A 24,920-nucleotide genomic window follows, 5' to 3' on the forward strand; every position below is an offset into this window, starting at 1 on the left:
GTCAAAGCCAGTAAGGAATTCGCCTACGAAATCGCCCGAAAACCATCAGTGTAGCCAGCCATCCTAAGACGGCCAGTCCCAGGCTCGCGAGCCAATTGACTGTGTCTGGGCTGTGCCCAAGAAGGGGCGACCTAACTAGGGCAAGCAGATGGAAAAAGGGGTTGAATTCGAGGATATATTGCGGGACACGATCGGAGAGCGTTTGGGGCATCCACATGATGGGCGTCATGAAAAATGCTATCTGGATAAGGCTTTGAACGGCTTGGATGATGTCTCGAAACCGCGTGGATAAGATAGCAAGCAGAAGAGAAATCCAGGTTAAATTAATTAAAACGAGGGCAAAGCCGGGGAGCGCAAGAATCCAAACCGGTTCAGGGAATTTATGCATGACAAAAAGAACAATTGGCAGAATGATAAGATTGTGGCCCAAGATGATCAAGTTACGCCATGTAATCCGCAGAATGTGCGTGAAAAGCGAAAGGCGTGTTTGCAAGATCATTCCAGATGCTTCGATGAAGGCTGTGCATCCTTCCGCTATCATTGACGAGATAAAGGTCCACAATATCATGCCAATAGCGACGAAGGGTAGAAAGTCATGCAATGGAGCGCGAAACAGCGCGCCGAAAAGCAGGCTCAGCATTCCGATCATTATTGCGACGCTGATCGTGATCCAAAACGCGCCAACCTTCGATCGCCTGTAGCGTTGAGCAATGTCTTGCCAGCCGAATACGACGGCCACGTAATAGTTTTTGAGGGCTGAGAAGATCTCAACTGCGCCATCCTTGAGCAAAATGGCGGGCTTAAATTGAACGGCCTTTTCCATCGGTTGGACCAGATGATTTGTTGCTTGCGTCATCGAGTGACCGCCGAAAGTTCGACTTGGGCCCTCGATGTGTGAGCCATTCGGTCTGCGGAAACGTAAGCCCAAAGTGGAAGAAACGACCAACTATTCATTGTAATCGATATGATTTGCTGCGATGCAAGGTGGGTGTAATTTCAATAGCGCACACGCATGTTCTGCGCAAGCACTGCAAGTACACACAGAGTTATCGGGCTGAGGCGCCGCGATGAGCGAGCGCGTAAGGCTTGTTGTTTAGTGGTCCGATCTCCTACGTTTGCTGTAGCGGTTAGAGCATCCTTCGACGAAGGCTGTGGCCGGAGTGCGGCCGTTCGTACTAAGGCCACGATGCGTCAGGTGCTGATTTTAGCCTGTAAGGTATCGTCTAGAGCGACTGCATTTCCTCAATGATTTCGAACCGGTACGGCGGCCCTCGGCGCGTAAGTGCTCGTCGAGAAGCGTGTGATGCAGAGGCTCGACGATCATTGGCTTGCAGGCCCTGGTGCGCGTCACGGATGAGGAACACGCAGCCGGACGGATGGGGAGCTCGGGCTAGCTCGACATCTTCCGGCTCTGCGGTGGAGTTCGACGTGGCGGAACCAGGGCATTGGCTGGAAGCGTACAGGCTCGCTCAAGGGGTCCTTACCCAAGAGCGGGCCGATCAGATAGTTGCGACGACCTGAAAGTGCTAGATCGCGCGGCTGGTGGTCGCGAAGTGGTAAAGCTCGCGATCGTTTGCTGTGCAGTCGTGCAGCAGGCGCTCGATCTCCGGCGTGATGGGTTCGCGGATTGGAGGTGTAGCTTCAAACTCGGGCTCGTCGCATCTTGCTCCGGTGACATTCTCGCGGGGGATTGGCTGATCAACCTCTCTGCCGATTGCTTGCGCGAAAACCTGTAGCGAGGCGTTCATTTTTTCCATGATGCCGACTGCAGAGAATTCCTGAAGCCGGGATTTCGCCAACGACAGATCACCGCCCCCGATCATGCGCGTTGCTATGTTACCGGCGTCACGGCCGTGCTCGCATAAGTATTGTTCAAGCCCCATTTTTTTCTGCGGAAGTATATTTTGCGCCGCTGTCTCGATGTGTTCCAAAGTGTACGACTTCCCGTAATAGTACCAAGACAGCAGTCTAGCCTTTGGCTCGCGTAGCATCGTCAGCAGGATCATGGGCCCATCGATCAGCGATAGCGTTTCGTATTGGTAGTGACCGCAGAACAGTTCGTACCTATTGAGCGAGGTGCGATCCCATGTCGGCAGGCGATCATGAAATTCAGGGCAGAGTTTTTCAGGCGTGAAATAGCCCGAGAGCCACGTCCTGAGACTGGTGCCTGCTGACTTTGGGATGTGAACGAAAACGATCTTCTGCGGGGCGGACGCTCCGGTCATATCATGTACCTCACCCAGTAGTGTACATTGAAAACACTAGTCACGCATAATCGGAAGTCAAACAACGATCAGATTTCTGCCACTCGCGCGTGCGCTCTGGCTTGCATGGAACTCCCGAGCTTGTGCTGATAGGGCCAGTCATTCGAGCGACCAAAGTGCTAGCCCTGGCTTTCGCTGGAACCAATCTTGATCAGCACCCCAGCATTCTGCATAAATTCGGCCACGAGCGCCGGTCAACGCAAATCGAAGTGTGTGCCAGAAGGTCGAGACCGGAGTCCTTATGAAGGGCGCTCCCGTCAACTGTACGACTGCCGCTTAGGCGTCGGCAGCGTGTCCAGCAAGGGGCGACCCCCGCCCGCGGGTCCAGACTTCCTTGTTCTCGATACGCTGACCGCGTTGACGCCGGTTTTTGCGGTAGAGCCTCGCCAATGTCGTGGCATACTCCGGCAGATTTAGCAAAAGGGCGACCTGCGCATCCGAGACCCCCCGTTTTCATCACGCCTTCAGGCCCGGCCCCAGATCTGGAATGTTCCAGCTTAGCGCAGTCCGAAAGACGGAAATCACTGAGAGTTGCAACAGTCTATTTGACAACAAGCTATCCATCGCCTTTAACGGCCGCCGCCAGATCATACAACGGGTTTCGGAATAGACTTTCAGAAGCACGGTTGTAGGAAATTGTAGGTGGGCGCCAACCTTCGGGCACCTCCCGAAAAGTGGCCACGATCAGACCATCTCCAGAATACGATTCTTGGACGTCATGCTCGCAAAGAATTTTCGCGCCCGATCTGGAGAGCGATGCGAGACAGCGCTGATGAGTCAGAGGGTCTCCAGAGATGGAGTGAGCATGGGTTGAGACAACGACCCACCCGATTCGGCCCTGCTTACCAAGCTCACGACAGCTTTCTAGCACCGAGAGCTCAGCGCCCTGGGTATCGCAGTGGAGAAGATCGAGATGATCAATGTTATTCGCATCCATCAGGCTAGTAATCGAGACGCATGGTAGAGTTATCACGCCGCTTTTCTCGGTGGCGAATGGAGCCGCAGCTACTGGGTCCGGTCCGACGAATGCGTTTGTGAAGTGCAGGCTAGATTGATTGAGTTCCGCGTTTGCTCTGCCAACATCGATGTGAGCCGGATCGGGTTCGACAACGTAGCCTCGTCGGCGTGGGTGGTCTTTGACGAACCAGATTGAATAAAAACTCCAGTATCCGCCTAACTCTATCATCGTCCCTTCCGGCGACAAATGTCGCAGGACCTCAGCAAACGCCACTTCTTCTTGCGGCTCGTGGTGACCTCTGCAGCGCTCGATAAGGTCCATCATCCAATCTCCGTAGTAGCCCCCGGCGATGACCTCGATTCCGTTGTGCATAATCTGGACACGCTTGCCGTCCGCGCGCGTCACTACCTTCCCGGCATCAAGAGTTTTGCTCAGAACATCCGTGTCACGGCAACGTGTTGCCATAAGTACACGCTCTTCTAGTGTTCGAAGCGGAGGCACTGCCGTCACTAGCAGTTCTGGATCTATGCCTCGCACTTGAGCAACAGCACCGAGCGGATTGTTAAACGGTAATTGAGCCTCAAACCTGGCGTGGTGTAATGAATCTACGCCGCGCAAAGTACGGATAAGTATTTGTAGGGATTGACGTAGACGCTGACACATTCGACTGTCCGCCTCAAGGAGTGTGATCGTGTTGCCGGATCTTGGTTAGTTCGTTACCAACTCAGTTTATTCACTGTTGTTTTGGCGATCGCAGCAGCAGATTAGGCCACCAACCCTTGCTGATCGAGTCGTAGAGTAACCCGTTACGCATGACTCCTCCGCAGTTTCATTCGCTTCCGCGACGTTTTTATAGATCCTCGCGGGGTGAGCGCGGACATTCAAAGACGAGACTGTCAATGAGCTAAATTGTAGCGCCGATCACGAGGCGCGATTTCGTGGTCAGGATAAAATCGAGCGATGCTCGGTAACGCTCGTCAGCATGAGTCGGTCAAGACGTTCAGGATCTTTGAGTTGATGAACTCGGATATCTACGGTCGCCTCAATTTATTCCTCGCTAGACGACCCAGTCTCCGGGACGCTTCGCCCAGACCATTTGCTAACCAGTCATCCGCAAACATTGTGAGAAGGGTGCCGCCCTTTCGCACGTACCTAGCAGTTGCGGTGACAGGAGGTTTGCGTGCTGAGGCAAAAAACGGACCTGGCGTGATGTCGATTCTGCCGCCGACGTCAGTTAGCCCTGCTCTAAGGGCGAAACTGGTGTGTCGCCAGGTGAAACCCGAGCGCACCTTACTTAAACCGGCGCGGGCGATGGTCTTTCGTTCGCCATCTGACAATGATAGTGCGAGGCGAATGCGATCGCACACACTTTGGAGATCGGGTTCCCACCAATGTCCAATGTCGTTCCAATCTCCCTTATCCGAATAGTCGGCTCTAGTTGGCGTTCCGCTCACTGTTAGCGCGCCGGGATGCGCAAAGTCCGCAGTGGATGAATAGTCCGGAAAAATAGCTGGCACCCCGCATGCCATCGACTCCACGACGGTGAACCCAAAGCCCTCGCTGCGTGAGTTCAGCAAGGTTGCATCTACGCTGCGATACAGATCCGCTAACTCCTGATCGGATAAGGAGAATAGAGTTTCGATCAAGACGACCTGGTCCTCATCATATTCGCGAATGAAAAGCTTGCCGGACTTGAAGCTGCGAGTTGGAGTTTGCGTGATGACCCCGTCGAGGAAGCGCCCGCAGAGGATCAGCCGATCGTCAGTCCGAAGCTCGTGACGGACTGTCTTCCATGCCGATAGCGTGACATCCAAAGCCTTACGATATTGATTGCGGACGAATACCAGGATGGAGCGGCCTTCGTACAGCTTATAACGCTGACCATCTGGAGTGAAAATATCGGTGTCAACGCCAAGCGGAACGTAGGTCGCATTTGCTTTGACGTCCCGGAAGACCTGCACGTTGAACCGCGAAGGCAAAAACACTTTACGATATCGGCGAGCTTGAGCCGCCCATTCAGCCGGCAGCTTTGTCGTCTCCCAGACCGAAAAAAGATACTCTGAATCTGGAACATTCGGATGGCCAAATGCGAGCCGCGGCCCTCGTCCTATCAGACCGTCATGCGTCAATCTGGAATGCAGCTGACGATTGATCACGCTCCATGAATGCTGTTCGGAGTCCGGCGCCCGGAAATAAGAGACCACATAGCCTAGATGTTTGCGGGCAAAGAGTCTGCGGTTCTTCTCGATGTAGCTTAGCTTTCGGTTATCCAGCGAGGTGCCAAAAGACGATCCCGCGTAGTGGCGTATCTGTGACTTCGGAAGATAAGCGCTGGTATACCCAGCCTCGCGCAGACGGAAACCGAGGTCGGCGTCCTCATAGTAGAAGCCATATTCTTCGTCGAGGAGACCGGTCTTGACGAGCGCGGAACAGCGAAGCAGGACACATGTGAATTCGCAGAAGTCACTGTCGAGCCACTGAACGGTGGGCGGCGGCGCCTCGGCGTCGTGCAGGAAGTTCACGCTGTCGAGTTCCCAGCGGCAGCGATAAATGGTCGACTTGACTGAGCTCCCGTCGGTCGTCAATACGATCTGCGACGGCGCAACTGCTCCAAGCGAAGGCTCTTGCTGCATCGCGTTCGAAAGGTCATGAAGAACGGGGCCGCAGAACTCGGTATCGTTGTTGATAACGCAAGCGAACTCGTGCCCTTCGTCTTGGGCGATGCGCAGACCAATGTTGACCGCCTCACAGAACGACAGCGCCCGGTTGGCCTGGTGGCATCGAAACCCGCCCGCTTGAAGCCACGCCTCAGTCCCGTCAACACTCGCTTGGTCGATCACGAGGATCCGTTCAGGGGGCAGGTCGACCGTAGGCAGAAGTCGCTGCAATAAATGAAGTCCGTTGATTGATGGGATTACTGCCAGTGCGCCTATCTGGGTCCGCGCGCTATCCATCTTTCTTCCGATCTCTTCAGCCGGTCGCCGACTATTTCATCTCCCTGAACAATACTTAGCTAGAGGCGCCAAACAAACCCAAAAAAATCATGAGTTCCGTAGGCCCGCCACGATGCCCCGGACGCGTTCGCCAATTTCCTCCCAGCGATGCTGCTCCAGCCAATTATCCGATTGATCCAGAATACGCCTTCGTAATGCAGGGTCCGATAGCAACTGCTCGATTCCGTCAGATATCGCGTCAGACCGAGTGCTTTCAAATCGAAAGACTGCGTCTCGCAGATCTTCAAATATTGCAATCGGAGTTACTGCGACGGGTCTGCGGCTCGCAAGTGCTGCGCGAGCAGCCGCACTCGATGATTCGGATGTGTCCTGGTAAGGGAAAACGAGTACATCGCATTGCGATAACAAGAGCAATGACTGGTCGTGCGGAAGAAAGTCTGTATGCCAATCGATCGATTCGGTTAGGCCTAGATCAGCGGCCAATGCTTTACAGCGGTTGATTTCCTTTATTGCGGCTGGGTGCGCGCCATAGTCGGAATTCACAAGGCGGAGCCGTGCAAGGGGTAGCGATGCTTTCAGCTTGCTAAAAGATTGGATCAAGACATCAATCCCCTTATGAGGAAGGGCGAAGCCATAGGATCCGACAAGCGGCCGGTCGGAGACAAATTCGAAGTGTCGGCGAGGCGGAGTTTGAGCGACCTCTACACCCTGCGGCACAAGAGTCACGTTTCGGGTGAAGCCGAAGGACTTTAAGAGGTTCAAATCATAAACTGTGTGGACGAAGATGCGGTCGATTGTATCGAAAAGAGCAAGTGCGTCGGTGAGTTCCGAGCCGCCCCTTGTTGCAAAATATCTTAAATTATGAAACGTGACGATGGAGCGCCATCCCTGCTCGCGCGCGTGCGTCATTAGTTGAAGCAACGCCTGCACAGAATAGAACGATGGATGGTACTGAACGAAAACAACGTCTGGCTTTAGCTGCCCGAGCTTTTGAATTAGGCTTGCAAGTGCGTCGGCGCCGAGTGACCGCTCCCATAGGGGCAGAACTCGGATGCCGTCCTGTGCCTCGTGCGGTTTGGTGCGGTCATCGCACGCGATGTCAATTTTGAGCCCTCCCGCTTGCGATAATGCCCGGACAAGGAGGCGGCTGTATTCCGCAATGCCGCATTCGACGTCGTAGGTGGACACCATAACCAGATGGGTGCGACTGACCTTTTCTCTAGACAAAGAGTCGCAGACGATACGTTCAAGGTCCTGTGTGAATGTTGTGGGCTCAAAGAAGTTAGCGACGCTTGGCCAGCCATCCTCGACAGGCGCATTCGCAAGCACGGCTGCTGCCTGATCCTGAAGACATTTGATAAGCATTGTCTCGTCTGGCTCGAACCAGACTGAGTCCATTCGGCTGAAATGCGACCTGGCGTGGTCAAATGAGAAGTCAATAAGGGAGGCGAAAGAATCCGAAATAAAGTCTGCGTGTCCTCCTTCGGCGGTTACGATCAACCGCATGCCGGCGGCGATCGCTTCTGCCGCAGGCAGGTTCAACCCCTCGCCGCGACTCGGAAGCACCATCACGTCAGAGTCTTCATAGAGCTTGAGAAGGTGTGAATTCGACAGCGGAGTATCTAAATAGTGGATCGTCCCACCTGCGGCGCCACCTCCGCCCAAAAGCCTTGGCACGTCGTTGTGCGGATTCGGATAACCTTTGATCAAAAGTTGGACAGGGTCTTCGGCAGAGAACGCTTTGCGGAATGCTCGGATCAGGACATCGACGCCCTTTCGGGTGAAACACGATGAGACATGAAGAAAGTTTACTCGATCGCGCTTGCCACGGTCGCGCCGCAATCCAATGCTGCGGAATGCCTTGAAGTCGTTCGGCGCTCGGACGTGCCGAACCGGGATCGACACTCCGGAGTCGATCGCTGCTTTGGCGACGAAATGAGTTGGGGCTAGAAACAGATCAAAGTGTCGGTTGATGGATCGAACCATGTCTGAAGGGATCCGACTTTCCTCCCAAAAAAAATATAGCGCGAGTAGATCGTAAGGGGAGTTCGGTACGTGGAGCGGATAGTGCTGCACGATTGCGACCTTGGCTGAAGTATGGTCAATGGCGGTTGAAGCGGCGCGCGCGACTAGCGCGCTGTCGGACGCGTCGAAATCCTGAAAGCGTGAAGGGCCGGCCTCGTATGGTCGAAAGGCGACAACATGATTGGAGTGCTTGCTGAGCGCGGTCACGACCGAACGATTGATTGCGGCGAGACTGTAAAAACCGTTGGCGTGCCCAATTACTTCAAAAGCGAAATTTTTTGAATCCGGTACAATGACGGGGCGATGGTCAGCCGGCTGCGGCACCGGCAAGTGCACTTCCTTCTTATTGAACTTGAGCTTCAATCGCCCGAGGGTGCGCAGCGGGGCCGTAATACGCCAGGACGTGCTGCTTTTCAGTTCCTCGATGACCCGTTCCAGCTCAACGGTTTGCATGGCAACCGAAAACTTCACCTGATCGGCAATGTTTTCACTGCGGACGTTTTGCTGACGAACCAGTGCGCGCAAATAGGAGAGCTCCTCCTGTAACGCCTCGATGCGTCGGTCCCTCGGGTCTTCGGCGTCGTCCACTTCTTCACTCCCACCCTGCGGCTCTACCAATACGAGTATACGATTTTCACGGACAGAGGGCACAGTTCAGGTCTGACCCGGTGTGCTTGGGATGTGCCTGTCCCTAAGGACTTTTATCCGGAAAGCGGGCATCGCGGGAACGCCCAACGAGCGCAGTCTCGGACCTATAATCATGCACGAAAACCTTGTTGTTTTCGTACTGGTTTCGGTATCCTTGCGCATGTATACGAGGGTTAAGGGCCACTTTCGACGTGACCGGTTTCTGCACCATGCCATTCTGCGGACGAAGAGGGGAAATGCCGGCGAACCACAGGCGTGCCTGCAGTGAAGCCCCAGGACTATCGACGAACAAGGACTGACGGTGACGGGCTTTTTAAGGGCCTTGGCGCTGCATGTCCTCCGTCGCGGAATATCTTCCTCGGCATCTAGACTGGTCGCTATTCTTAGGAGCGAGGGAGTCTACGGAGTCCAATCGCGACTTAGGTTCGCGAAGCGGAGGCTCGGAAGCTCAGTTGCTGCGCAGACCAGGAACTTCAATCCGCTTTCCGTCGCGCCGGTCTATCTTGAGGCTTTGAATTTAGATGCGGTGTCGCTCGATTCGCTTTGCGGGCTGAAAATTGCGATTCATCTGCACCTCTTTCACTTGGAGATGCTGCCGGAATTTGCCGGCTATCTGAACCGTGTGCCCCTCAACTTCGATCTGTTCGTGTCTGTGTCGGAGGATGTCAACAGGGAAACAATAGCCCGTGAGTTAAGAAAACATGTCGCTCAGGTGACGGTTGTTGTCGTCGAATGCGTTCCTAACCGTGGCCGAGATATTTCAGCGTTGATTGTTCAATTTGGTCCGCGTCTGGCCAAATACGACATCATCGGTCATTTTCACACCAAGCGAACGCCGCACAAGAAAGATCTGGTGGACTGGCGCCGCAATGTTCTCGAAAGTTTGTTCGGATCCGACGAGTCCGGCTCGCAAGTAGCGCGCATTTTTCAGCTACTTCGATCCGGAACGAAGGTGGTCTATCCCGAAGGCCAGAATTACTACGTCATGGACCAATCCGGTTGGTCGGCAAATCGCGCGCTGGCGGGCAGGCTGCTGGACATTCACACGTCGCTTTCCGTCGAGGATTTTGCCGAGATCGACTTTCCCCAAGGCTCGATGTTCTGGGCGCAGGCGAAGTGCTTGCGGGAGTTTCTGCATCTGCCCTTGCGATACGAGGACTTTCCTGCCGAGCCGATTGAGGCGGACGGAACCCTCGCGCACGCGCTTGAGCGCCTGATACTGGTCTTCGCAAGCTTGCATCCTGGACAATGCGTAAGATTGCATAAGAACGATTCAATCAGGGATTACAGATATTATGAGGAGCAGAAGGACTTTCGGCTAAGGCCGGCAAAACGGAGCGTCCGCGTGCTCAGTTATTATCTGCCGCAATTCCATCCTGTCCCCGAAAATGATCGATGGCACGGGGAGGGTTTCACCGAATGGACCAAGGTGAGAGCGGCAAATCCGCTATTCATGGGACATTATCAGCAGCATATCCCGCATCGGGACATCGGCTATTACACGCTGTCGAGTCCGGAAGTGCTGGTGAGGCAGGCGGACATGATGCACAAGGCCGGTGTGCACGGGCAGGTATTCTATCATTACTGGTTTGCCGGAAAGCTTATTCTTGAGCATCCGGCAAGGATGCTCTTGGAGAACCCCGATATCGATATGCCGTTCTGCTTTTGCTGGGCCAACGAGAACTGGACGCGGCGCTGGGATGGCAACGAACAGGATATCTTGCTGAAGCAGATATACTCGGCGGAGGACGCAGTCTCGTTCATTCGGTATCTGATTCCGTTTTTCCGTGATCCCCGCTACCTCACTATCGATGGACGGCCGTTGCTGTTCGTGTACAGGCCCACGGATATTCCTAAGATCGAGGAATATCTTGACGCATGGGCAGTCGAGTGTGAGGCGGCGGGGCTACGCAAGCCGTTCGTGACGGCGGTTCTGACCCGCGGGGCGGTCAATCCGCACGACTTCGGTATGGATGCGGGTGTCGAGCGCGTGCTGCACGACTGGACCCGCGGCAATGTTGAAGATATTCGGGACCAGCTTGTCCCGTACAGGTCGCTGGAAGACGCGAGAATTTTGCCATACTCCGAGGTGGCAGCATTTTATTGGCGCTCGGAAGAACGAAAGACCTTCACCTTTTTCAGGTCGCTTGTTCCCACCTGGGATAATACCGCGCGCTACGGTGCCGCTGGCCACCTGCTTCACGGCAGCACACCAAAGTTATTTCAGGAGTGGCTTGAAGCGGCGATCGAGTACACCGAGGAAACGTTGCCGTCGGATCGGCAATTCATTTTGGTCAATGCCTGGAATGAATGGGCTGAAGGCGCGCATCTGGAGCCGGATAGCCGCTTTGGTTACTCGTATCTCAATTCAGTTGGACGAGCCCTATCTGGAATTCGTTATTCTGATACGCTGAACCTGTCCGCGGACATACCGTCATCTGAGCGGTTTCTGGTGCGACTGACGGATTTGCTCTTAGCCGAGTTGCGGTCGAATGAGGATCTGCTGCGTTCATTTCGGTCATGCTTTGCGGGCACGTCAATCTTGAGCCAACTCGTTGCGTTCGAGGAGTCTGCGCGTCTGCTGGGCATCGCCGAGGTCGGTCATTGCCCGGCCGAGACGATCCGGTTTGAGCTGGAATTCAGAGACGCCGTTCTGTTCGATAGCAGAATGATAGAGAAGATGGTCGAATCGGCCTGTGCAACCAAAACGTCTGTTATTCTCGCCAATGCCTACGGGCATACCGGAGAACTGATGCAGATTACTGATAACGGTTCGACCGCGTCATATTCTGCCTATAATGCTCCGGTCGTGCTGTTTCCCGCCGTAGTCGGTGCCGATGGCTACAGAAATTTCCGCGTTCGGACCGACGCGCATTGTAATGTCTTGGAAAGGCAGTCGGCTGCTGATTTGCCAGAGGTAACGACCATCGTTCGGTTCCATTGCGGTGGCGATTTCGGTCACCTAAGCCGAGCATTGTTCTGCCTCGCGTCAATGCGAGGATGCAATGTCGTACCGTTCGTTTCCGCCCAAGACCTCTCTGGTATACAGGCAGAGGCACTCGAGGCGCTGGTGCAAACTGTACCGTGGGCGCCGGGCGTAGTGCCCTGCATTCGACATTTCACCTCCGTCGATAGCGGTGATCTACGGTCGCTAATGCTGAACCGGTCGCTTCAGGAAGTTAAGACCCGTTACGCCGCATTTTTGGACTTCGACGACCTTCTAATGCCGTACGCGTATGACTGGCTTCTTGAGCGATTACGAAAGACAGGAAAAGCGATCGCATTCGGGCGGGTGTATGAGACATCTTATGATCCACACACCCAGATGCTGATTAACCGCGCACGAAGATTCGAGTATGGATACTCTTATGATGATTTTTTGACCACCAACATTGCTCCGCTTCACAGCTTCATGCTGGACTTGTCGCAGCTGGACATCTCAGATCTAAAGTTCTTCGAAGATCAAAGATTTCTCGAGGACTATTTCATGTTGCTGCAGCTGGTGACGCGACGCAACACCGATTGGCGCGGTTTGTCGGAGGACAAGTACATCGGAGATTACATCCGCTTTGACGACGGTCGGAATACGCTGGCTATTGCCAATTCCAAAGTCCGCCAAGATGTCCTGCAGAGCGCACATTACCTGTTGTGCGATCGTCGAATCCGCGATCTCAAGGGTTCGTTGAGACAGTGAAGAGCATCGACCCAGGATCAACGCCGCCAGAGCGGAGTTGTGAACCGAAGGTAGTGGCCGTCATCGTTGCTTATTATCCTGATCTTGCGTTGCTGCATCGGGTAATCGAGTCAGTATCGGCGATGGTTTGTGAGGTTGTGCTGGTTGTGAACGACCTTGGCGACTGGCCGACGAGCTTTGGAAAATCGGTGTTCGTTTACACGCCTGCCCGGAATATTGGTCTGGCGGCGGCCTACAATTATGGCGCCGAGTTTGCGCGAGAGAGAGGTTCGACACACCTGCTTTTGCTCGATCAGGACAGCGTCCCTTCGACTGGCATGGTCGCGAAACTACTCGAACCGTACTCAATCCATGCGCGCGTCGGCGCCGTCGGGCCGCTTTGGAAGGACCCGAGGACTGGTGAAATCGCGGGCTTTTCCGTGAGATACGGAGAGCAGAAAATCCCAGCCTCTGATGAAGTCCTCAAGGTGGAATTCTTGATATCGTCCGGTTCGCTAATTTCGCTTGCCGCGATTTCGGAAGTCGGGCCGTTCGATAATAGCCTGTTCATTGAGCATGTTGACACCGATTGGGCGCTTCGCGCTCAGGCGAAGGGTTTTGCCTTATACGGTGTCGGAGCGGCGGCGTTGGAGCACACCATTGGCGATGCGGTTCTAGCTTTGCCCGGATCAGGTCGGCGAGTCTTCGCTTATCCGCCGGAGCGGACCTATTATCTAGTTCGGAACAGCATGCGACTGTGGCGCCGGCCATACGCTACGTGGCGTTGGCGAATATTTGATGTCTGGCGATCGTTCCGACTGGTCATGCTCTATCTGGTTTTCGCTCCGGACCGCGGCCGTCGATTCAAGTCGATCCTGCAGGGCATCCGCGACGCGTTCAGGCCAGAGGTGGCGGAGCGGCCGAGCTAACCATTTGTGGATGGGCAAGAGTCATGTCCGAGACTGACGCTGCCGCGGCGGCCTCATCTTTGCGCGCGGTCCAGGTTTTCAACTTTCAACTTTGTTGTCTTTGCACGATGAGCTATCGCACTGAGATGACAGCAAGTCGTTCATGGAAGGTGCGACTTCCATCGGCGTATCAGTTGTTCGACAGGGGCTTCCATCGCAGGGGACAGCCAGCCGCTCCGGATCGAATTACGGATCGTATGGGCGGCGAAGAGCTTTCCGAAAGGTCCTATACCGCTCTCAAGCGCGGGCTCAAAAACGCCTTCAAGTCGAGCTGTCAGTTCTTCGTCATGGCAGGAATAGACGATCAGAGAGCCATGATCGAATCCCTGTGGCGATTGTCCGTACCATTCCCAGTCAAGGATCGACAAGTTAGGATGCGACAGATTGCTCCATTGAAGATCGTTATGCGAGGTTACCCAGTTACTGGGAGTTATCATAGGCCTGATCCGAAAATGTCGATTTAACCATCTCTCGAAAAGCCCAGTCTGCACGTGCATGCGGGGACACGGCTGTCGTGCAAGCGCTCCGAGAGATTTGCTTAGGCTCTCAAGCCAAGAATCTTCGACGCGATGAGCACTGGTGCCCGCCCAGGGACCTTCTTCTACGATTCCTGCAACCAATGTCGTCAGTCGCGCGACCCAAAACTCGTCATCATGATTCCAGGTGAACTGTCTGATGAGTTCTGGCTTAGGGAAGCTGGCGATCGCGTCAGCTTCAACTTCTGCTTTCCATCGTTCGTTGTTGTTTGAGGTTAATCCAAAAACCTTGAGCCAGCAGGGGGTTCCGCTTTCGTCGATGACCCTTGCTCCGTAACTGCGCGTTCCGTAGCCGTTGTTAGGCTCAGAGGCCTGGCGGACGTTCAATGCTGCACATGCTTCGACGAAGCGCGATGGATGGCCGCGTTCGAGAAATCCCAGTTGCACGGCATTTGAAATGGTTGGCTTGAAGTTGTTTGGCGGGGTCGCCACGGGATTGTTGCTGTTTATCTTGCTGCGGCGGCGGGACCAATGATTTCGAAGTTGGTTCAGCAGGCGATGATAGCGCCGGGCCTGCATCTGAAATAAGTATTTCACTGGCGGGCAAACTTGCTCTATCTTAGGTTGTCGGCAGGTCGATACGATCTCACGCCATTACACCAACCAGGTCAAGCGCGCTGGCTGGTCATTCTTCGCATTTAGGCGACAGATGCACCGCACCTGCCGGCGCCGGAGTATTGAGTTGGGGCACTGATTGTATTGTTGAATGATGGTGGGGACGACTAATTGAATCGGAAGGGAATTATTCTGGCGGGTGGGTCTGGCACCAGACTTTACCCGGTCACGGCTGCGGTCACGAAGCAGTTGCTGCCTGTCTATGACAAGCCAATGATCTATTATCCACTGAGTGTTTTGATGCTGGCGGGCATCAAAGATGTACTGATCATTTCAACCCCCGAGGACACGCCGCGTTTTGAACGTCTTCTGGGGGATGGCTCTAGGCTTGGAATTCAACTCAGCTTTTGCATTCAGCCAAAGCCGGGGGGGCTCGCGCAGGCCTTCATTTTGGGGGCTGAGTTTGTCGGCGATTCGCCCTCCGCGCTGATCCTAGGAGATAACATCTTCTATGGTCATGATTTGCAAGGCTATCTTGACAGAGCGACCAACCGCGCTGAGGGCGCGACGGTGTTCGCCTATCGCGTATCTGATCCTCAACGTTACGGGATCGTCAGTTTCGATACGGATGGGCGCGCGGTTACAATCGAGGAAAAGCCGAGGGCACCAAAGTCGAACTTTGCCGTTACGGGATTGTATTTTTACGACAATGACGTCGTCCAGATCGCTTCAAGTCTGAGGCCTTCCGCGAGAGGCGAGCTTGAGATCACGGATGTCAATCGGGTCTATCTGGAGCGTGGCGATCTGCAGGTAGAGATTCTGGGCCGAGGCTACGCTTGGCTGGATACGGGCACCCACGAGTCCTTGCTGGAGGCATCGTCGTTTGTTCAAATCCTTGAGCACCGCCAGGGCGTGAAGATCTGCTGCCCGGAAGAAGTGGCATTTCGCATGGGGTTTATCGATCGTCGACAACTCGAAACGCTGGCGAAGGGCATGGGCAAATCGAGCTACAGCCGGTATCTCTACGGCATTCTGGACGAATGAGGGCTTGCCTACACCGGCTAGAGATCGCAGCGTCTTGATAGAATATGAGGGGGTAATGAAGCGCTGGACGAGATGGATCCTTTATACTTCGGTGCTGGCGCTTTGCGCTCTGGCCGTTTATCTCGCGATAGCCCCGGAGGAAAAAGTCAGCACGGCGTCTTTCAAGGATATCAAGACGTTTCGGGGCCAGCTGCGCGATCGGACTGTAGAGAGTTTTTCCGATATGGTGGAGACTGCGCGTCAAGCCGGCTTGCTGAAGAGCACCGATATCAGAGGATTTGTCGAAGGTGTAAAGCGCGTCGGGGACGATGTCGAGGTGTCAGGCTGGGGCGTTGATCTGGGTGGCGACGTGCTCCATTTGTTCATTTTTGCCGACGGGAAATTGGTGGCGGAGACTGTGCCGAAGGGCGAGCGGCGAGACGTAACGGAGTCACTGAAGCTTAGCGACGGCGTTGAAGAAAACGTCCATTTTTCCGCCAAGATCAAATGTCGCGGCGGTAGCACGGTCCGCGTCATGGCAGTCATTGACGCCGGCGCCTATTACATCATGAATTCGGACCGGTGTCCCTGATTTGGCGATGCGGTAATCGGTCTTGATCGCCGTACCTTAGTCTAGCTGCTTCATTTCGCAGGCGTATCCAATTCGGCGGGGCCGCGGAGCACCATGCCACCAATCACGCCGACACCAATCACGTACAATGAGCCTTGGGTGAAGTCGAACAAGTGGGAATTGAACATGCAGCCAATCATGTTCTGGACCACGACGATGGAGCCGATCGCGCTCAGGGTACCGTTGCTCCAAAACAACCATAAATGCGAGACCCACATCAAAACCAGCAATATGCAGCCCAAGATGCCAATCTGAATGGCAATCGCAAATAACTGATTGTGAGGATTGTCCGTGACAAGTGCCGTCAGTTCTTTCTGCCCAGATGCTGTCTTTTCAAACTGAGTTTTGGTTGAACCTGTACCATGGCCGAGCCATGGGGCCTCTTCGATGATAGCAATCGAGCGGCGCCAGAATTCCAAGCGGACCGCGGCCGAGGCATTGGTGCGTTCTGTTGGATGATAGGATTGAACCTCGTTCCACAACGTCAGAAGCCGTGATTGGAGGTACGGAGAGGTCGTCCAGGCTGTTCCGAGCAGCGCGCATCCTGCGAGGATGCCGAGCGAGCCGTACCGCCAATTGGAATGTTTGAAGCTGACCCAGACAAGCAGGACGATGATCACCACGACCGCGGTGCGGCCAGTTGCTATGTACGTGACATTCGCAAGAAATCCGAAGGCCAGAATGAGCAGTGCGACCGCGAGTCGAACGCGCCCTTCTTTTTTTTTCTCTATTGCGGCGATGAGCAAGCCGAATGCGCAGAGGACAAACACGCCGCTTTGAGCGATGTAGTCCTTGACCGGAACGCCATCGCTGCGGGACCAGCGCCACGTCAGCGAGGGAACGAAATAGGTCAGGTAGGACAAAACGAGAAGTGCGGTGCACGAGATCAAGAACCCGATCAACACCCAGCGGCCGTGCGGGCTTGTTCTGAACTGGGCGATCAGGAAAGGAATGGCCCACAGCCGGTGAAAGTCATCCAGCGCTTTCACTCTTTCGGCCCAGTGAGGCTCCGAACTCCATAGGGTTCCGAGCGCCGCCAGTCCCCAAAGGACAACCGGCAGGCCGCCCCAGAGGGTTTTAAGCTCGCGCCCGACATCACGGGCGTAGGGGCTCAGGACCAGAGCGATCATCCAGCAGACGGCCAGGATGGTGGCGGCGGAAATCGACCATGGCAGAGCCATAGCCATGGCCAGGACGAAAAAATCGGCAGTCCGAGCTGCGATGTGGGTAAACGGCTTGTTCACAATGGCATGCGACAAGAGCATTGCCTTGGTAGTCCTTTTCCGGGTGCGACATTTTGGCTCGAGGGCGAGGGTACACTTATACGTTGCAAGCCAATAGTACCTACTCTAGATTGTTTTTAAGGCTGGGGGGGGAAGTTCCATTGTGCAGCGTGTAGATGTTGTAATTGTTAATTACAACTCAGGAGTGTATCTAGCCGAGGCCGTCGCCACTGCAAAAAGGTCGGGTTCCGTCCGTCGGATCATTGTGGTGGATAACGCCTCCAGTGATAAAAGCCTCGATACTTTGAGCAACCATCAGAGTCCAAATTTTTCCATCATCCGGAATGCCTCTAACCTCGGATTTGGTGCGGCCTGCAACATCGGAATTCGGGCAGGGGACGCTGAGTACATTCTGTTGTTGAACCCGGATTGCCAGGTCCAGGACGGCGCCATAGAACGTCTGGTATCGACACTCCAATCTGTACCGAAGGCCGGAATGGCCGGGCCGCTGCTTCTGAATGCCGATGGGACCGAACAGGCCGGTGGACGGCGCGTGATACCGACGCCCGAAACGGCGTTTGCACGGTTGTTTGGATTGCTGCCGCTGCGACGGCTGTTTCCGGGCCTGGTGCGCGATTACGCTCAACATCAGGAGCCTCTCCCAAACAGTCCGATTGGCGTGGAAGCAATCTCCGGCGCCTGCATGCTCGTCTCACGCGAGGCGGTGGATCAGGTGGGCCTGTTCGACGAACGATATTTTCTGCACTGCGAGGATCTGGATTGGTGTGTCCGCTTCCAGCAAAGCGGATACCGGATCATCTTCGTTCCTGATGCCAAGGTCGTGCACGAAAAGGGTGTGAGCAGCGCGTCGCATCCCTTCGCAACCGAGTATTACAAGCACCGCGGCATGGTGCGCTTCTACCGGAAATTCTTGAGAGAGAAGTATCCTCTTGTGCTGTTTTATCTGATTTTGGCAAGCGTCTGGGTGCGATACGGGATCGTGGCAGGAGCGTTGTTGTTTTCCCCGTCGAAGGCACGCATGGCGTGAAAAATATCGGCATGTTGGGCGCAACGAGCCTAGTTGCGCAAAGCCTGCAATCGAAACTAACGCACTCCTCTCGGGTGATTCCGTTCTCGCGCACGATCGCAAGGTATTCCGGTGACGAGCGGATACCGCTGTGGGTCAGCCTGATGCCGATCCTGACGCTTGCCGAATGGTTTCCCTACATTGAGCAACATGGTCCGAAGCGAATTGTAGCCCTCTCATCGACCAGTGTGTTTACCAAAACCAGCTCCCCGGATGAATCCGAGCGGGTCATGGCTGCAAAATTCGCCGATGCCGAAGCCGAGCTTGCGGATTGGTCTCATAAGCGATCGATTGAATGCGTGATCTTGCGCCCGACCCTGATTTACGGTCGAGGGCTCGATCGCAACATTAGTCAGATAGCCCGTTTCATTCGGCGGTTTGGATTCTTTCCCGTCTGCAGCCCCGCAAAGGGCTTGCGTCAGCCGATCCACGTCGACGATGTCGCCTCGGCCTGCAAATCTGCGTTGGAAACGGCCGATGCAGCCGGGCGCGCCTACAATATCTCCGGGGGTGAAACCATCACCTACAAGGAGATGGTCGCTCGTGTCTTTGCGACTCTTGGGAAATCTCCGCTTTTTTTGACGACGCCACTTTGGGTATTCTCGTTCGCGGCGCCGTTCGTGCGCGTGGTGCCCAAATTCCATGACTGGACCCCGGCGATGGCCGAGCGAATGAATCAAGACATGATTTTTGACAACAGTGAAGCGCAGCAGAGACTTCATCTTAAATTCCGACCGTTTCATCTGAAGATCGAAGACGTGACGCGAGTAGAAGAAGCGTGATTGTGCGGATTAGTCGTCCCGGTCGATTTCGACTGTTGTCTCTACTTGACAATCCTCGCACCAGTAGCCGGCGACTGCTGGCAGTATCTCAGTCGGCGGCAAGTAGGCTCGCACCTGCAGCATGGCCTTGCATTTTGCACAATCCATCGCGGGTACTGTGTCGAGAGTGTCCATCTGCGCGCTCCGCGATGCGACTGAGGATTAAAAAAAAGCCCGCCGCGCGTCGCACCGTGCAGTTTGGGATCGCTCGGCACGATCGGGACGGGCAGCGACGGTTATGCTTCTGTCCCAGCCACCGGAGCTATGACGCGGATTAAGAGACTAGGTTCCGCCGGGTCCGATGGCATGGTTCAAATTTACTAAATCCTGAGCCGTCAACGCATCAGCGCTATCAATGGCACCGCAATGATCGCAGCAACTATCGCCCAAAATAAAGGGATGCCGCTGGGCCATCGGGGCTCTGGCCCGCCGTAGTCGTCTGATTTCTCGTAGCCACTGGCCATCGTTTTCAGATTATCCCCGCCGCTAGTTGAACCCAAACGATGAAAAGCACAGCGGCGACGCCTAAACCAATTGCGGCTTTGTGGCGCGGGTTATGAGTTCGGTTTGAAGCAATGGCGTAGATCATCCCCGCACCGAACAGAAGCGCGGCGGCCGCTGCAAAGTCGAAGAGCGACCAACTAACCTCGTTAGTGAATTGCATTGCCACAAGTGGGATCATCAAGATGATCCCGACAGCAGCGGCGATGAGAAGCGCCGCTCTCATTTGCGGCTTCCTGGCCGGCGAAAAGATTCGACGTCGGGGTCGATGTGCGGCCAATGGACGGCTCTAGCATCGTCTAGAGCGCGTTCGACGAGATATCCGGTCTGATCGAGGCCGAGCTCGTCCGTGATCGCTTGGGAGGCTTCAAGGTGCTCGATCAGCTTGGCTTCAAGAGTCTTCCGGTCCGTCATGCCCACCACCGTTCTGCAAAGGCCCGCTTCGCCGCCTCTTTGCCTCCGGCGCTACCATAGAACGGCCGGCGACCCTTTGCGTCGAAGGAACCGAGGCCCCAAACCCAAAGTTCGGATTCCCCGGCGCTACGGTTCGCCGGAAAATGCGACCGACCGGCTTGCCGGTGTCCGTCAGCACCACATCATAGTCGTCGTCTGACCAATGGCCATCCGGTCGGTTTTGGGAGGCGGGGGCAACTGCAGCGCGGTCATAGCGCGATGATAGGCGTCATGCCCGCACGCGCAAGCCGCGCGAGCGCGGCCGCTAACGCTTTGCTGGCATTCTGCCACCAACTGCACGGTTCGGGTCTGTACGAGCCAGCACCGCCGGGCGGCGCAAGCGCAGCTTTCGCTTGTTGGGTATTCACATTCGCGGCGCCGTTATTACGAATGATGCCCAAATTCCATGACTGGACCCCGGCGTTGGCCGCGCGAATGAAAAGACATGATTTTTGAAAACAGCGAAAGCGCAGCGGAGTCTTCATCTGCAGCTCCGCTCGTTTTGTCCGCAAATCGAAGATATCGCGATTACGACTAGTCCGCCCTGCATCCAGAATAGCGATCAGCTTCTCATCAACCGTCCCGCGGACCATCCCGCGAAGATGGTCGCGTATCCGGGCTTCACCAATTTGGATGACCTGGCCCATCGGCATTTCGTCACTCATCGCTGAGGACATCGCTAGGAGGTTGGTTACGACCGCGTGCAGCGGATCTACCGCCGTGAGGGGCTCAAAGTAGCGAAGAAACGGAAGCCGACAAGCGGGTTATGGCTCAATGACGGCTTGTGCATTCGGCTGCGACCAACCCACCGCAATCATGTCTGGTGCTATGATTTTAAAACGCAGACCAATGATGGTCGTCGTATCGGGCTGCTGACCCGACTCGACGAGTTCACTCGCGAGTGCCTGCCATCGGGGTGTTGCAGATGTTCGAAGGCACGGTCACGAGCTGCCGCTTGCTTCATCCTTTGGCATCGTCGCACACGAGTCTATACCCGCATGGCCTGCAAGTGCATCAGACTTTGAGTTTGAAACACCCAAATTGGGTGTCCATCAACCTACAGCAGCTCAATAACCGCTGCGTGAATCGAAAACGCGTTTGCAGTTTGGCAGTCGAGACGGGTGGATGTGTTTGGTAAGAGAATCAAATCAAGGGAGCTGTGGCTAATGCCGCAGACAGGCCAAAGAGACTGTGCCCGCATGGCCTGCAAGTGCATCAGACTTTGATTTTGAAACACCCAAAATGGGTGTCCATCAACCTGCAGCAGCTCCATAAGCGCTGCGTGAATCGTAAACGCGTTTGCAGTTTGGCAGCCCAGACGGTTGAATGTGCTTGGTAAGAGAATCAAGTCAAGGGAGCTGTGGCTAACGCCGCAGACAGCGCCATGTCGCAGACGCAGTCCACCGAGGACGGTTCCAGCGCGAAGGATACCAATCTCATCGAAGAAGCAGGCAATATGCCGCGTGAATTGTCTGAAGCGAACAGCCGCGATGTCGAAGCGCGTCGATGGATGCCCAATTTGATCCGTCGGCAGATCGAGCAGGCGCCGCGGATGCCGGGCGTACCGGTGCGCGATTATTTCGAAATGTTCGTCATTTTCAAAGAATCGACGGGCGCGGGCACTGTTGTTGAATACCAGTTCGTTCTCGATACCGTCTTCGCCACGATGGAGATCCAGTTCTACAGGCGGATGAAGCCTCTCGTCATCGAACGGTCTGCGCGGGTTCACGCTCAGCGCAAACCGAATTTGCCTACCGATATCATTGACGAAGCAGAGATCTTTCTGAATTCCATCGGTAGCCTCTCACAGATTGACCGGCTCATTGATGCCGCGACCCGTCGCCGGAGTATCGCATTGCGGGATATTGAGCGGCACCAGTCGAAATTCGCAGAAAGGCTGCGTGTCGTGAGCCGAGACGTCATCGACGGCAAAGTCACTCCGAAAGATTGGAGGGCGGCTGATGACCTCGCCTCGTAAGATCGAAGCCAACAGGCGCAACGCCAAGCGCAGCACGGGCCCAAAGACGGTGCAAGGTAAGCAGCGATCGCGTGCCAACGCCCTCAAGCACGGCTTGGCGGCGGCCACGCTCAGGCCAGTCCAAAAGCCAGAAGACAATGAGTTGCTTGAATCGCTTTTGGGGCCGGGTGAGACGCTGCCGGTGCGGCGCGATCAAGCGTTGGCGATCGTCGAGGCGACCCGTGAGATCGAACATGTGCGCTCCGTGCGGGCGAAGCTCGTGGACTCGTTGGACAGCGTCAACGTTCTCTGGAGCGATATTGTGGATGTCGCTTTCAGTACCGAGCGCTATGAGCGGCGGGCTATGGCTCGTCGCCGGAAGGCTGCAAAACATTTCTTGCGCGAAACATGAGCGGGCGTACATCTGGCGAAACGAAGCCAAACTTATGTCAGCACATCAACGTGCTTTGCGTTTGAGTTGGGTCAATCATTGTCTCTTCAGAACTTATCGATCATGCTCGAGTTGGGTGATCAATAGAAACCGAGCAATAAGCCACGCGATAGTGTTCCGGAGTGAATTCATAAGACAATAGGGCGCGTCCCCGCAGACAGTGTTCTCGTCGTTGCCGCCAGTGTTGGAAAAAAGAGTGAGCCTTCTTGTTGCTATAGCAGTTGCGGGCGAATCATCCATTCAACTCAGGGCAACTTCGAATACGGGCTCATGATGAGTGAGTAGATGCGCCAATCATCGCAGCCCACACAGGAGGTTGTCGTGAGCGAAAAATCCGAAAAGTCGAAGGCGATGGCCGGCCGTAAGGGGGGCAGATCTAGGGCTGATGTCGACGTTCTTCGGGACGCGCCACCTGGCATCATGCGCTTGATCGCAGGGCGCGCGAAAATGCACGGCCCCGACGAACGGGGTTACTTGGAGTTGGTCAGGGCGATTGCCAACGATGTTGGCGCTGCCAGCACGATCGATTACCTCGCAATTACCGATGTCGTGGAGGCAACCTTCGATATCTTCCGCTTGCGCAAAGCCAAGCGCGACATCGTCGAGCGTATGCGCGAGAGGTACCGCGACGACCTGGCCCTGGATGCTTGCCGAACGGCTTCGATGCAAAAAAAAAGTTGCGAAATGGCAAAATGCTGGATTCCATAAGTACATGGAAGGGACCGATGATCCCGAAGAACAGCTGCAAAAGTTCGAGGTCTGGCTGAAACGCGAAGGAAATCCGCTTCCGCCGGATCAGTTGCCTCCATATGACGGAGTCTATTCAAAATCCGACCTCGCGAAGTTTGCTCGGCCGGTCGATACCGCCGCAGATGATGGGCAGGTCTTTCTCGACGCAATGGATCCGCTTGAGCGCATTGAAATGATGATCGATGGTGCCTCCAAGCGTTTGGATAAAGCCTTGGACGACATCATGGTCCGTCGCCGCAAGCTCGGGGAGCGTCTCCGCGCGACCTCAAGTCGGATCATTGACGGGACGATCAACGTCAATGGAACTGGCGAATGACCTTGCAGCAGAAAAAAACCTCGGCCGGGAATGCGCAGCGATGTGTGAACCGCAACGCTGGCGATAGAGAGGTGAAGGCGCGCGAAAAGCCGCTCAAGCCAGAGTGCGCAGCCCCGATCATGGAGGCGATGTGCATCTTCACGGCCGCTGCAGAGTTCATGGTCGCCTTGGCGGAAGAGCATACACGCCAGCCCTCGAACATGATCGCGAATGTCTTGATGGACATCAATCACTCTCGTCAGGGCTTCAAAAGCGCCTGCGCCGCATTCCTGTTACGCAGTATGCCCCCGGAGGAAGCACGGAAAGAGATTGAGGGGCTTCGTGCCTACGAAGCCCTGATGCTTGCGGAAAAGCGTAGAGAAATGAAGGTGACGCGTAAGCGCAAACTGCCGAATTTGGCAAAACGAAGCCAAACTCAGACTGGCTCCGCCCGTATCGAGGGCGCCGAAAGAATTTCCCGCACGGGCGGGATACGAATTAGCAAAACGAAGCCAAATAAGTATCAAGATACCAGCAAAAGCACACGCAGCCCGAAGCGAACCGGCTCCGGGCTCAGGAGTTTCAGCCCGAGCAAATATTTCTGAAGGACCGACACTAGTTTCTGCGCTGGCGTGCTTGATATCCGGCTCGCAGTTGCCAGTCGTCTAAGTCGCGGTCGTGCTGCCGCTCTCGCTTGGTGAATTCGGCCACATGCAGGTCGTCGGATTTGCATGACACTCGTCATGCTGGTCCTGCTCGCTGCCGCGTTGTGCGGCGACAGCGCGACCCACATATCGTTCTTTTTTTCTCGAGCTTCATTTCCTTCAACCTCGCGATGAAAGCGGGGCCCAATGCCAAGCCTTTCCCACTGGCGCCGAAATTGTTCCCCATCACGGTCGCGCGTGCGCGAGCGGATTAGCCGCCGCTGCCGCGAAAACAGATGCGACATTGAGGATCTTCATCTTGCCGCGGCCTGAAGGAATTCCGGGGCGTGGCCGGTGTTCTGTTTCTGATGGCCATCGTCAGCGCACTTGGCGCCGTGATCACCCTCATTCTCGGCACGATCATCCGCGGTATTCCGGACGGTCGCGGGCTGGAAGACATGTCGCAGCCAATGGTCGCATCGCAAGGCCGTCACGCCGGGTGA

At 55.2% G+C, this 24,920-nt stretch carries 22 protein-coding genes and 1 pseudogene; 13 read left to right on the top strand and 10 right to left on the bottom strand.

What is annotated here, in order from left to right:
- Position 1 precedes the first annotated feature (1 nt).
- From AC5I5I_RS14970 to AC5I5I_RS14990, 5 genes are all read right to left on the bottom strand, one after another.
- Complete coding sequence (locus AC5I5I_RS14970) at positions 2–856, bottom strand: ABC transporter permease (RefSeq protein WP_495974374.1); 855 nt, start codon at positions 854–856, stop codon at positions 2–4.
- A 670-nt stretch (positions 857–1,526) separates the two neighbouring features.
- On the bottom strand, positions 1,527–2,225 hold the full coding sequence (locus tag AC5I5I_RS14975) for a sulfotransferase family 2 domain-containing protein (RefSeq protein ID WP_495974376.1): 699 nt from the start codon (positions 2,223–2,225) through the stop codon (positions 1,527–1,529).
- 595 nt (positions 2,226–2,820) lie between these two features.
- Positions 2,821–3,687 carry an FkbM family methyltransferase gene (locus AC5I5I_RS14980; RefSeq protein WP_495974378.1) on the bottom strand — a complete coding sequence of 289 codons (867 nt, stop codon included), beginning with the start codon at positions 3,685–3,687 and terminating at the stop codon, positions 2,821–2,823.
- 566 nt (positions 3,688–4,253) lie between these two features.
- A complete protein-coding gene (locus tag AC5I5I_RS14985; protein WP_495974380.1) occupies positions 4,254–6,176 on the bottom strand; it encodes a glycosyltransferase in 1,923 nt (640 codons plus the stop codon).
- Positions 6,177–6,263: 87 nt separating this feature from the next.
- Positions 6,264–8,789 (bottom strand): glycosyltransferase family 4 protein, encoded by a 2,526-nt coding sequence (locus AC5I5I_RS14990; protein ID WP_495974382.1) that lies wholly within the window; start codon positions 8,787–8,789, stop codon positions 6,264–6,266.
- A 586-nt stretch (positions 8,790–9,375) separates the two neighbouring features.
- On the opposite strand from AC5I5I_RS14990, the gene AC5I5I_RS14995 reads away from it, so the two are divergent.
- Positions 9,376–12,543, top strand: coding sequence for a glycoside hydrolase family 99-like domain-containing protein (locus tag AC5I5I_RS14995; protein WP_495974384.1), 3,168 nt, complete (start codon positions 9,376–9,378; stop codon positions 12,541–12,543).
- A complete protein-coding gene (locus AC5I5I_RS15000) occupies positions 12,540–13,451 on the top strand; it encodes a glycosyltransferase family 2 protein (protein ID WP_495974386.1) in 912 nt (303 codons plus the stop codon). Before AC5I5I_RS14995 ends, AC5I5I_RS15000 begins: the two co-directional genes overlap by 4 nt.
- 140 nt (positions 13,452–13,591) lie before the next feature.
- Here the strand turns inward: AC5I5I_RS15000 and AC5I5I_RS15005 are convergent, their stop codons facing one another.
- Positions 13,592–14,545, bottom strand: a complete 954-nt coding sequence (locus AC5I5I_RS15005) for a hypothetical protein (RefSeq protein WP_495974388.1) — start codon at positions 14,543–14,545, stop codon at positions 13,592–13,594.
- Between the two features lie 207 nt (positions 14,546–14,752).
- Here AC5I5I_RS15005 and rfbA point away from each other — a divergent pair, with 207 nt between their 5' ends.
- On the top strand, positions 14,753–15,625 hold the full coding sequence (gene rfbA, locus AC5I5I_RS15010) for a glucose-1-phosphate thymidylyltransferase RfbA (protein ID WP_495974390.1): 873 nt from the start codon (positions 14,753–14,755) through the stop codon (positions 15,623–15,625).
- A gap of 55 nt (positions 15,626–15,680) precedes the next feature.
- Positions 15,681–16,196, top strand: coding sequence for a hypothetical protein (locus tag AC5I5I_RS15015; protein ID WP_495974392.1), 516 nt, complete (start codon positions 15,681–15,683; stop codon positions 16,194–16,196).
- Positions 16,197–16,246: 50 nt separating this feature from the next.
- Here AC5I5I_RS15015 and AC5I5I_RS15020 read toward each other — a convergent pair whose 3' ends face one another.
- Positions 16,247–17,500 (bottom strand): O-antigen ligase family protein, encoded by a 1,254-nt coding sequence (locus AC5I5I_RS15020; RefSeq protein WP_495974394.1) that lies wholly within the window; start codon positions 17,498–17,500, stop codon positions 16,247–16,249.
- A gap of 121 nt (positions 17,501–17,621) precedes the next feature.
- Between AC5I5I_RS15020 and AC5I5I_RS15025 the strand changes: the two genes are divergently transcribed.
- Entirely contained in the window at positions 17,622–18,506 is an 885-nt protein-coding gene (locus AC5I5I_RS15025; protein WP_495974396.1) for a glycosyltransferase family 2 protein, read from the top strand.
- On the top strand, positions 18,503–19,327 hold the full coding sequence (locus tag AC5I5I_RS15030) for an NAD-dependent epimerase/dehydratase family protein (protein ID WP_495974398.1): 825 nt from the start codon (positions 18,503–18,505) through the stop codon (positions 19,325–19,327). The genes AC5I5I_RS15025 and AC5I5I_RS15030 overlap by 4 nt, the downstream gene beginning before the upstream one ends.
- 508 nt (positions 19,328–19,835) lie before the next feature.
- Here the strand turns inward: AC5I5I_RS15030 and AC5I5I_RS15035 are convergent.
- From AC5I5I_RS15035 to AC5I5I_RS15045, 3 genes are all read right to left on the bottom strand, one after another.
- A complete protein-coding gene (locus AC5I5I_RS15035) occupies positions 19,836–20,093 on the bottom strand; it encodes a hypothetical protein (RefSeq protein WP_495974400.1) in 258 nt (85 codons plus the stop codon).
- Complete coding sequence (locus AC5I5I_RS15040) at positions 20,090–20,281, bottom strand: hypothetical protein (protein ID WP_495974402.1); 192 nt, start codon at positions 20,279–20,281, stop codon at positions 20,090–20,092. The genes AC5I5I_RS15035 and AC5I5I_RS15040 overlap by 4 nt, the downstream gene beginning before the upstream one ends.
- A gap of 248 nt (positions 20,282–20,529) precedes the next feature.
- On the bottom strand, positions 20,530–20,985 hold the full coding sequence (locus AC5I5I_RS15045) for a hypothetical protein (RefSeq protein ID WP_495974404.1): 456 nt from the start codon (positions 20,983–20,985) through the stop codon (positions 20,530–20,532).
- Positions 20,986–21,006: 21 nt separating this feature from the next.
- Between AC5I5I_RS15045 and AC5I5I_RS15050 the strand changes: the two are divergent.
- The 7 genes and pseudogenes from AC5I5I_RS15050 to AC5I5I_RS15080 form a co-directional block, all read left to right on the top strand.
- Positions 21,007–21,228: pseudogene (locus AC5I5I_RS15050) on the top strand (IS3 family transposase); the annotation flags it as partial.
- A gap of 476 nt (positions 21,229–21,704) precedes the next feature.
- Positions 21,705–22,298 carry a hypothetical protein gene (locus AC5I5I_RS15055; protein ID WP_495974406.1) on the top strand — a complete coding sequence of 198 codons (594 nt, stop codon included), beginning with the start codon at positions 21,705–21,707 and terminating at the stop codon, positions 22,296–22,298.
- Positions 22,282–22,689 carry a hypothetical protein gene (locus AC5I5I_RS15060; protein WP_495974408.1) on the top strand — a complete coding sequence of 136 codons (408 nt, stop codon included), beginning with the start codon at positions 22,282–22,284 and terminating at the stop codon, positions 22,687–22,689. The genes AC5I5I_RS15055 and AC5I5I_RS15060 overlap by 17 nt, the downstream gene beginning before the upstream one ends.
- 360 nt (positions 22,690–23,049) lie before the next feature.
- Entirely contained in the window at positions 23,050–23,436 is a 387-nt protein-coding gene (locus tag AC5I5I_RS15065) for a hypothetical protein (RefSeq protein WP_495974410.1), read from the top strand.
- A 4-nt stretch (positions 23,437–23,440) separates the two neighbouring features.
- The gene (locus tag AC5I5I_RS15070) at positions 23,441–23,794 is read left to right on the top strand and encodes a hypothetical protein (protein ID WP_495974412.1); all 354 of its coding nucleotides are present in this window, start codon (positions 23,441–23,443) and stop codon (positions 23,792–23,794) included.
- Positions 23,791–24,378, top strand: a complete 588-nt coding sequence (locus AC5I5I_RS15075) for a hypothetical protein (protein WP_495974414.1) — start codon at positions 23,791–23,793, stop codon at positions 24,376–24,378. The genes AC5I5I_RS15070 and AC5I5I_RS15075 overlap by 4 nt, the downstream gene beginning before the upstream one ends.
- 386 nt (positions 24,379–24,764) lie before the next feature.
- Entirely contained in the window at positions 24,765–24,920 is a 156-nt protein-coding gene (locus tag AC5I5I_RS15080; RefSeq protein ID WP_495974416.1) for a hypothetical protein, read from the top strand.

The sequence above is a fragment of the Pseudorhodoplanes sp. genome (assembly GCF_059499825.1).

Bases quoted from the DNA above. Each gene is read 5' to 3' on its own strand.
- AC5I5I_RS15055 (WP_495974406.1), top strand. From the start codon at position 21,705: ATGTCGCAGACGCAGTCCACCGAGGACGGTTCCAGCGCGAAGGATACC.
- AC5I5I_RS15075 (WP_495974414.1), top strand. From the start codon at position 23,791: ATGACCTTGCAGCAGAAAAAAACCTCGGCCGGGAATGCGCAGCGATGT.
- AC5I5I_RS15020 (WP_495974394.1), bottom strand. From the start codon at position 17,500: ATGCTCTTGTCGCATGCCATTGTGAACAAGCCGTTTACCCACATCGCA.
- AC5I5I_RS14985 (WP_495974380.1), bottom strand. From the start codon at position 6,176: ATGGATAGCGCGCGGACCCAGATAGGCGCACTGGCAGTAATCCCATCA.
- AC5I5I_RS14975 (WP_495974376.1), bottom strand. From the start codon at position 2,225: ATGACCGGAGCGTCCGCCCCGCAGAAGATCGTTTTCGTTCACATCCCA.
- AC5I5I_RS15070 (WP_495974412.1), top strand. From the start codon at position 23,441: ATGGAAGGGACCGATGATCCCGAAGAACAGCTGCAAAAGTTCGAGGTC.
- AC5I5I_RS14970 (WP_495974374.1), bottom strand. From the start codon at position 856: ATGACGCAAGCAACAAATCATCTGGTCCAACCGATGGAAAAGGCCGTT.
- AC5I5I_RS15035 (WP_495974400.1), bottom strand. From the start codon at position 20,093: ATGAGAGCGGCGCTTCTCATCGCCGCTGCTGTCGGGATCATCTTGATG.
- AC5I5I_RS14980 (WP_495974378.1), bottom strand. From the start codon at position 3,687: ATGGCAACACGTTGCCGTGACACGGATGTTCTGAGCAAAACTCTTGAT.
- AC5I5I_RS15040 (WP_495974402.1), bottom strand. From the start codon at position 20,281: ATGACGGACCGGAAGACTCTTGAAGCCAAGCTGATCGAGCACCTTGAA.
- AC5I5I_RS15060 (WP_495974408.1), top strand. From the start codon at position 22,282: ATGACCTCGCCTCGTAAGATCGAAGCCAACAGGCGCAACGCCAAGCGC.
- AC5I5I_RS15015 (WP_495974392.1), top strand. From the start codon at position 15,681: ATGAAGCGCTGGACGAGATGGATCCTTTATACTTCGGTGCTGGCGCTT.
- AC5I5I_RS15045 (WP_495974404.1), bottom strand. From the start codon at position 20,985: ATGAGTGACGAAATGCCGATGGGCCAGGTCATCCAAATTGGTGAAGCC.
- AC5I5I_RS15005 (WP_495974388.1), bottom strand. From the start codon at position 14,545: ATGCAGGCCCGGCGCTATCATCGCCTGCTGAACCAACTTCGAAATCAT.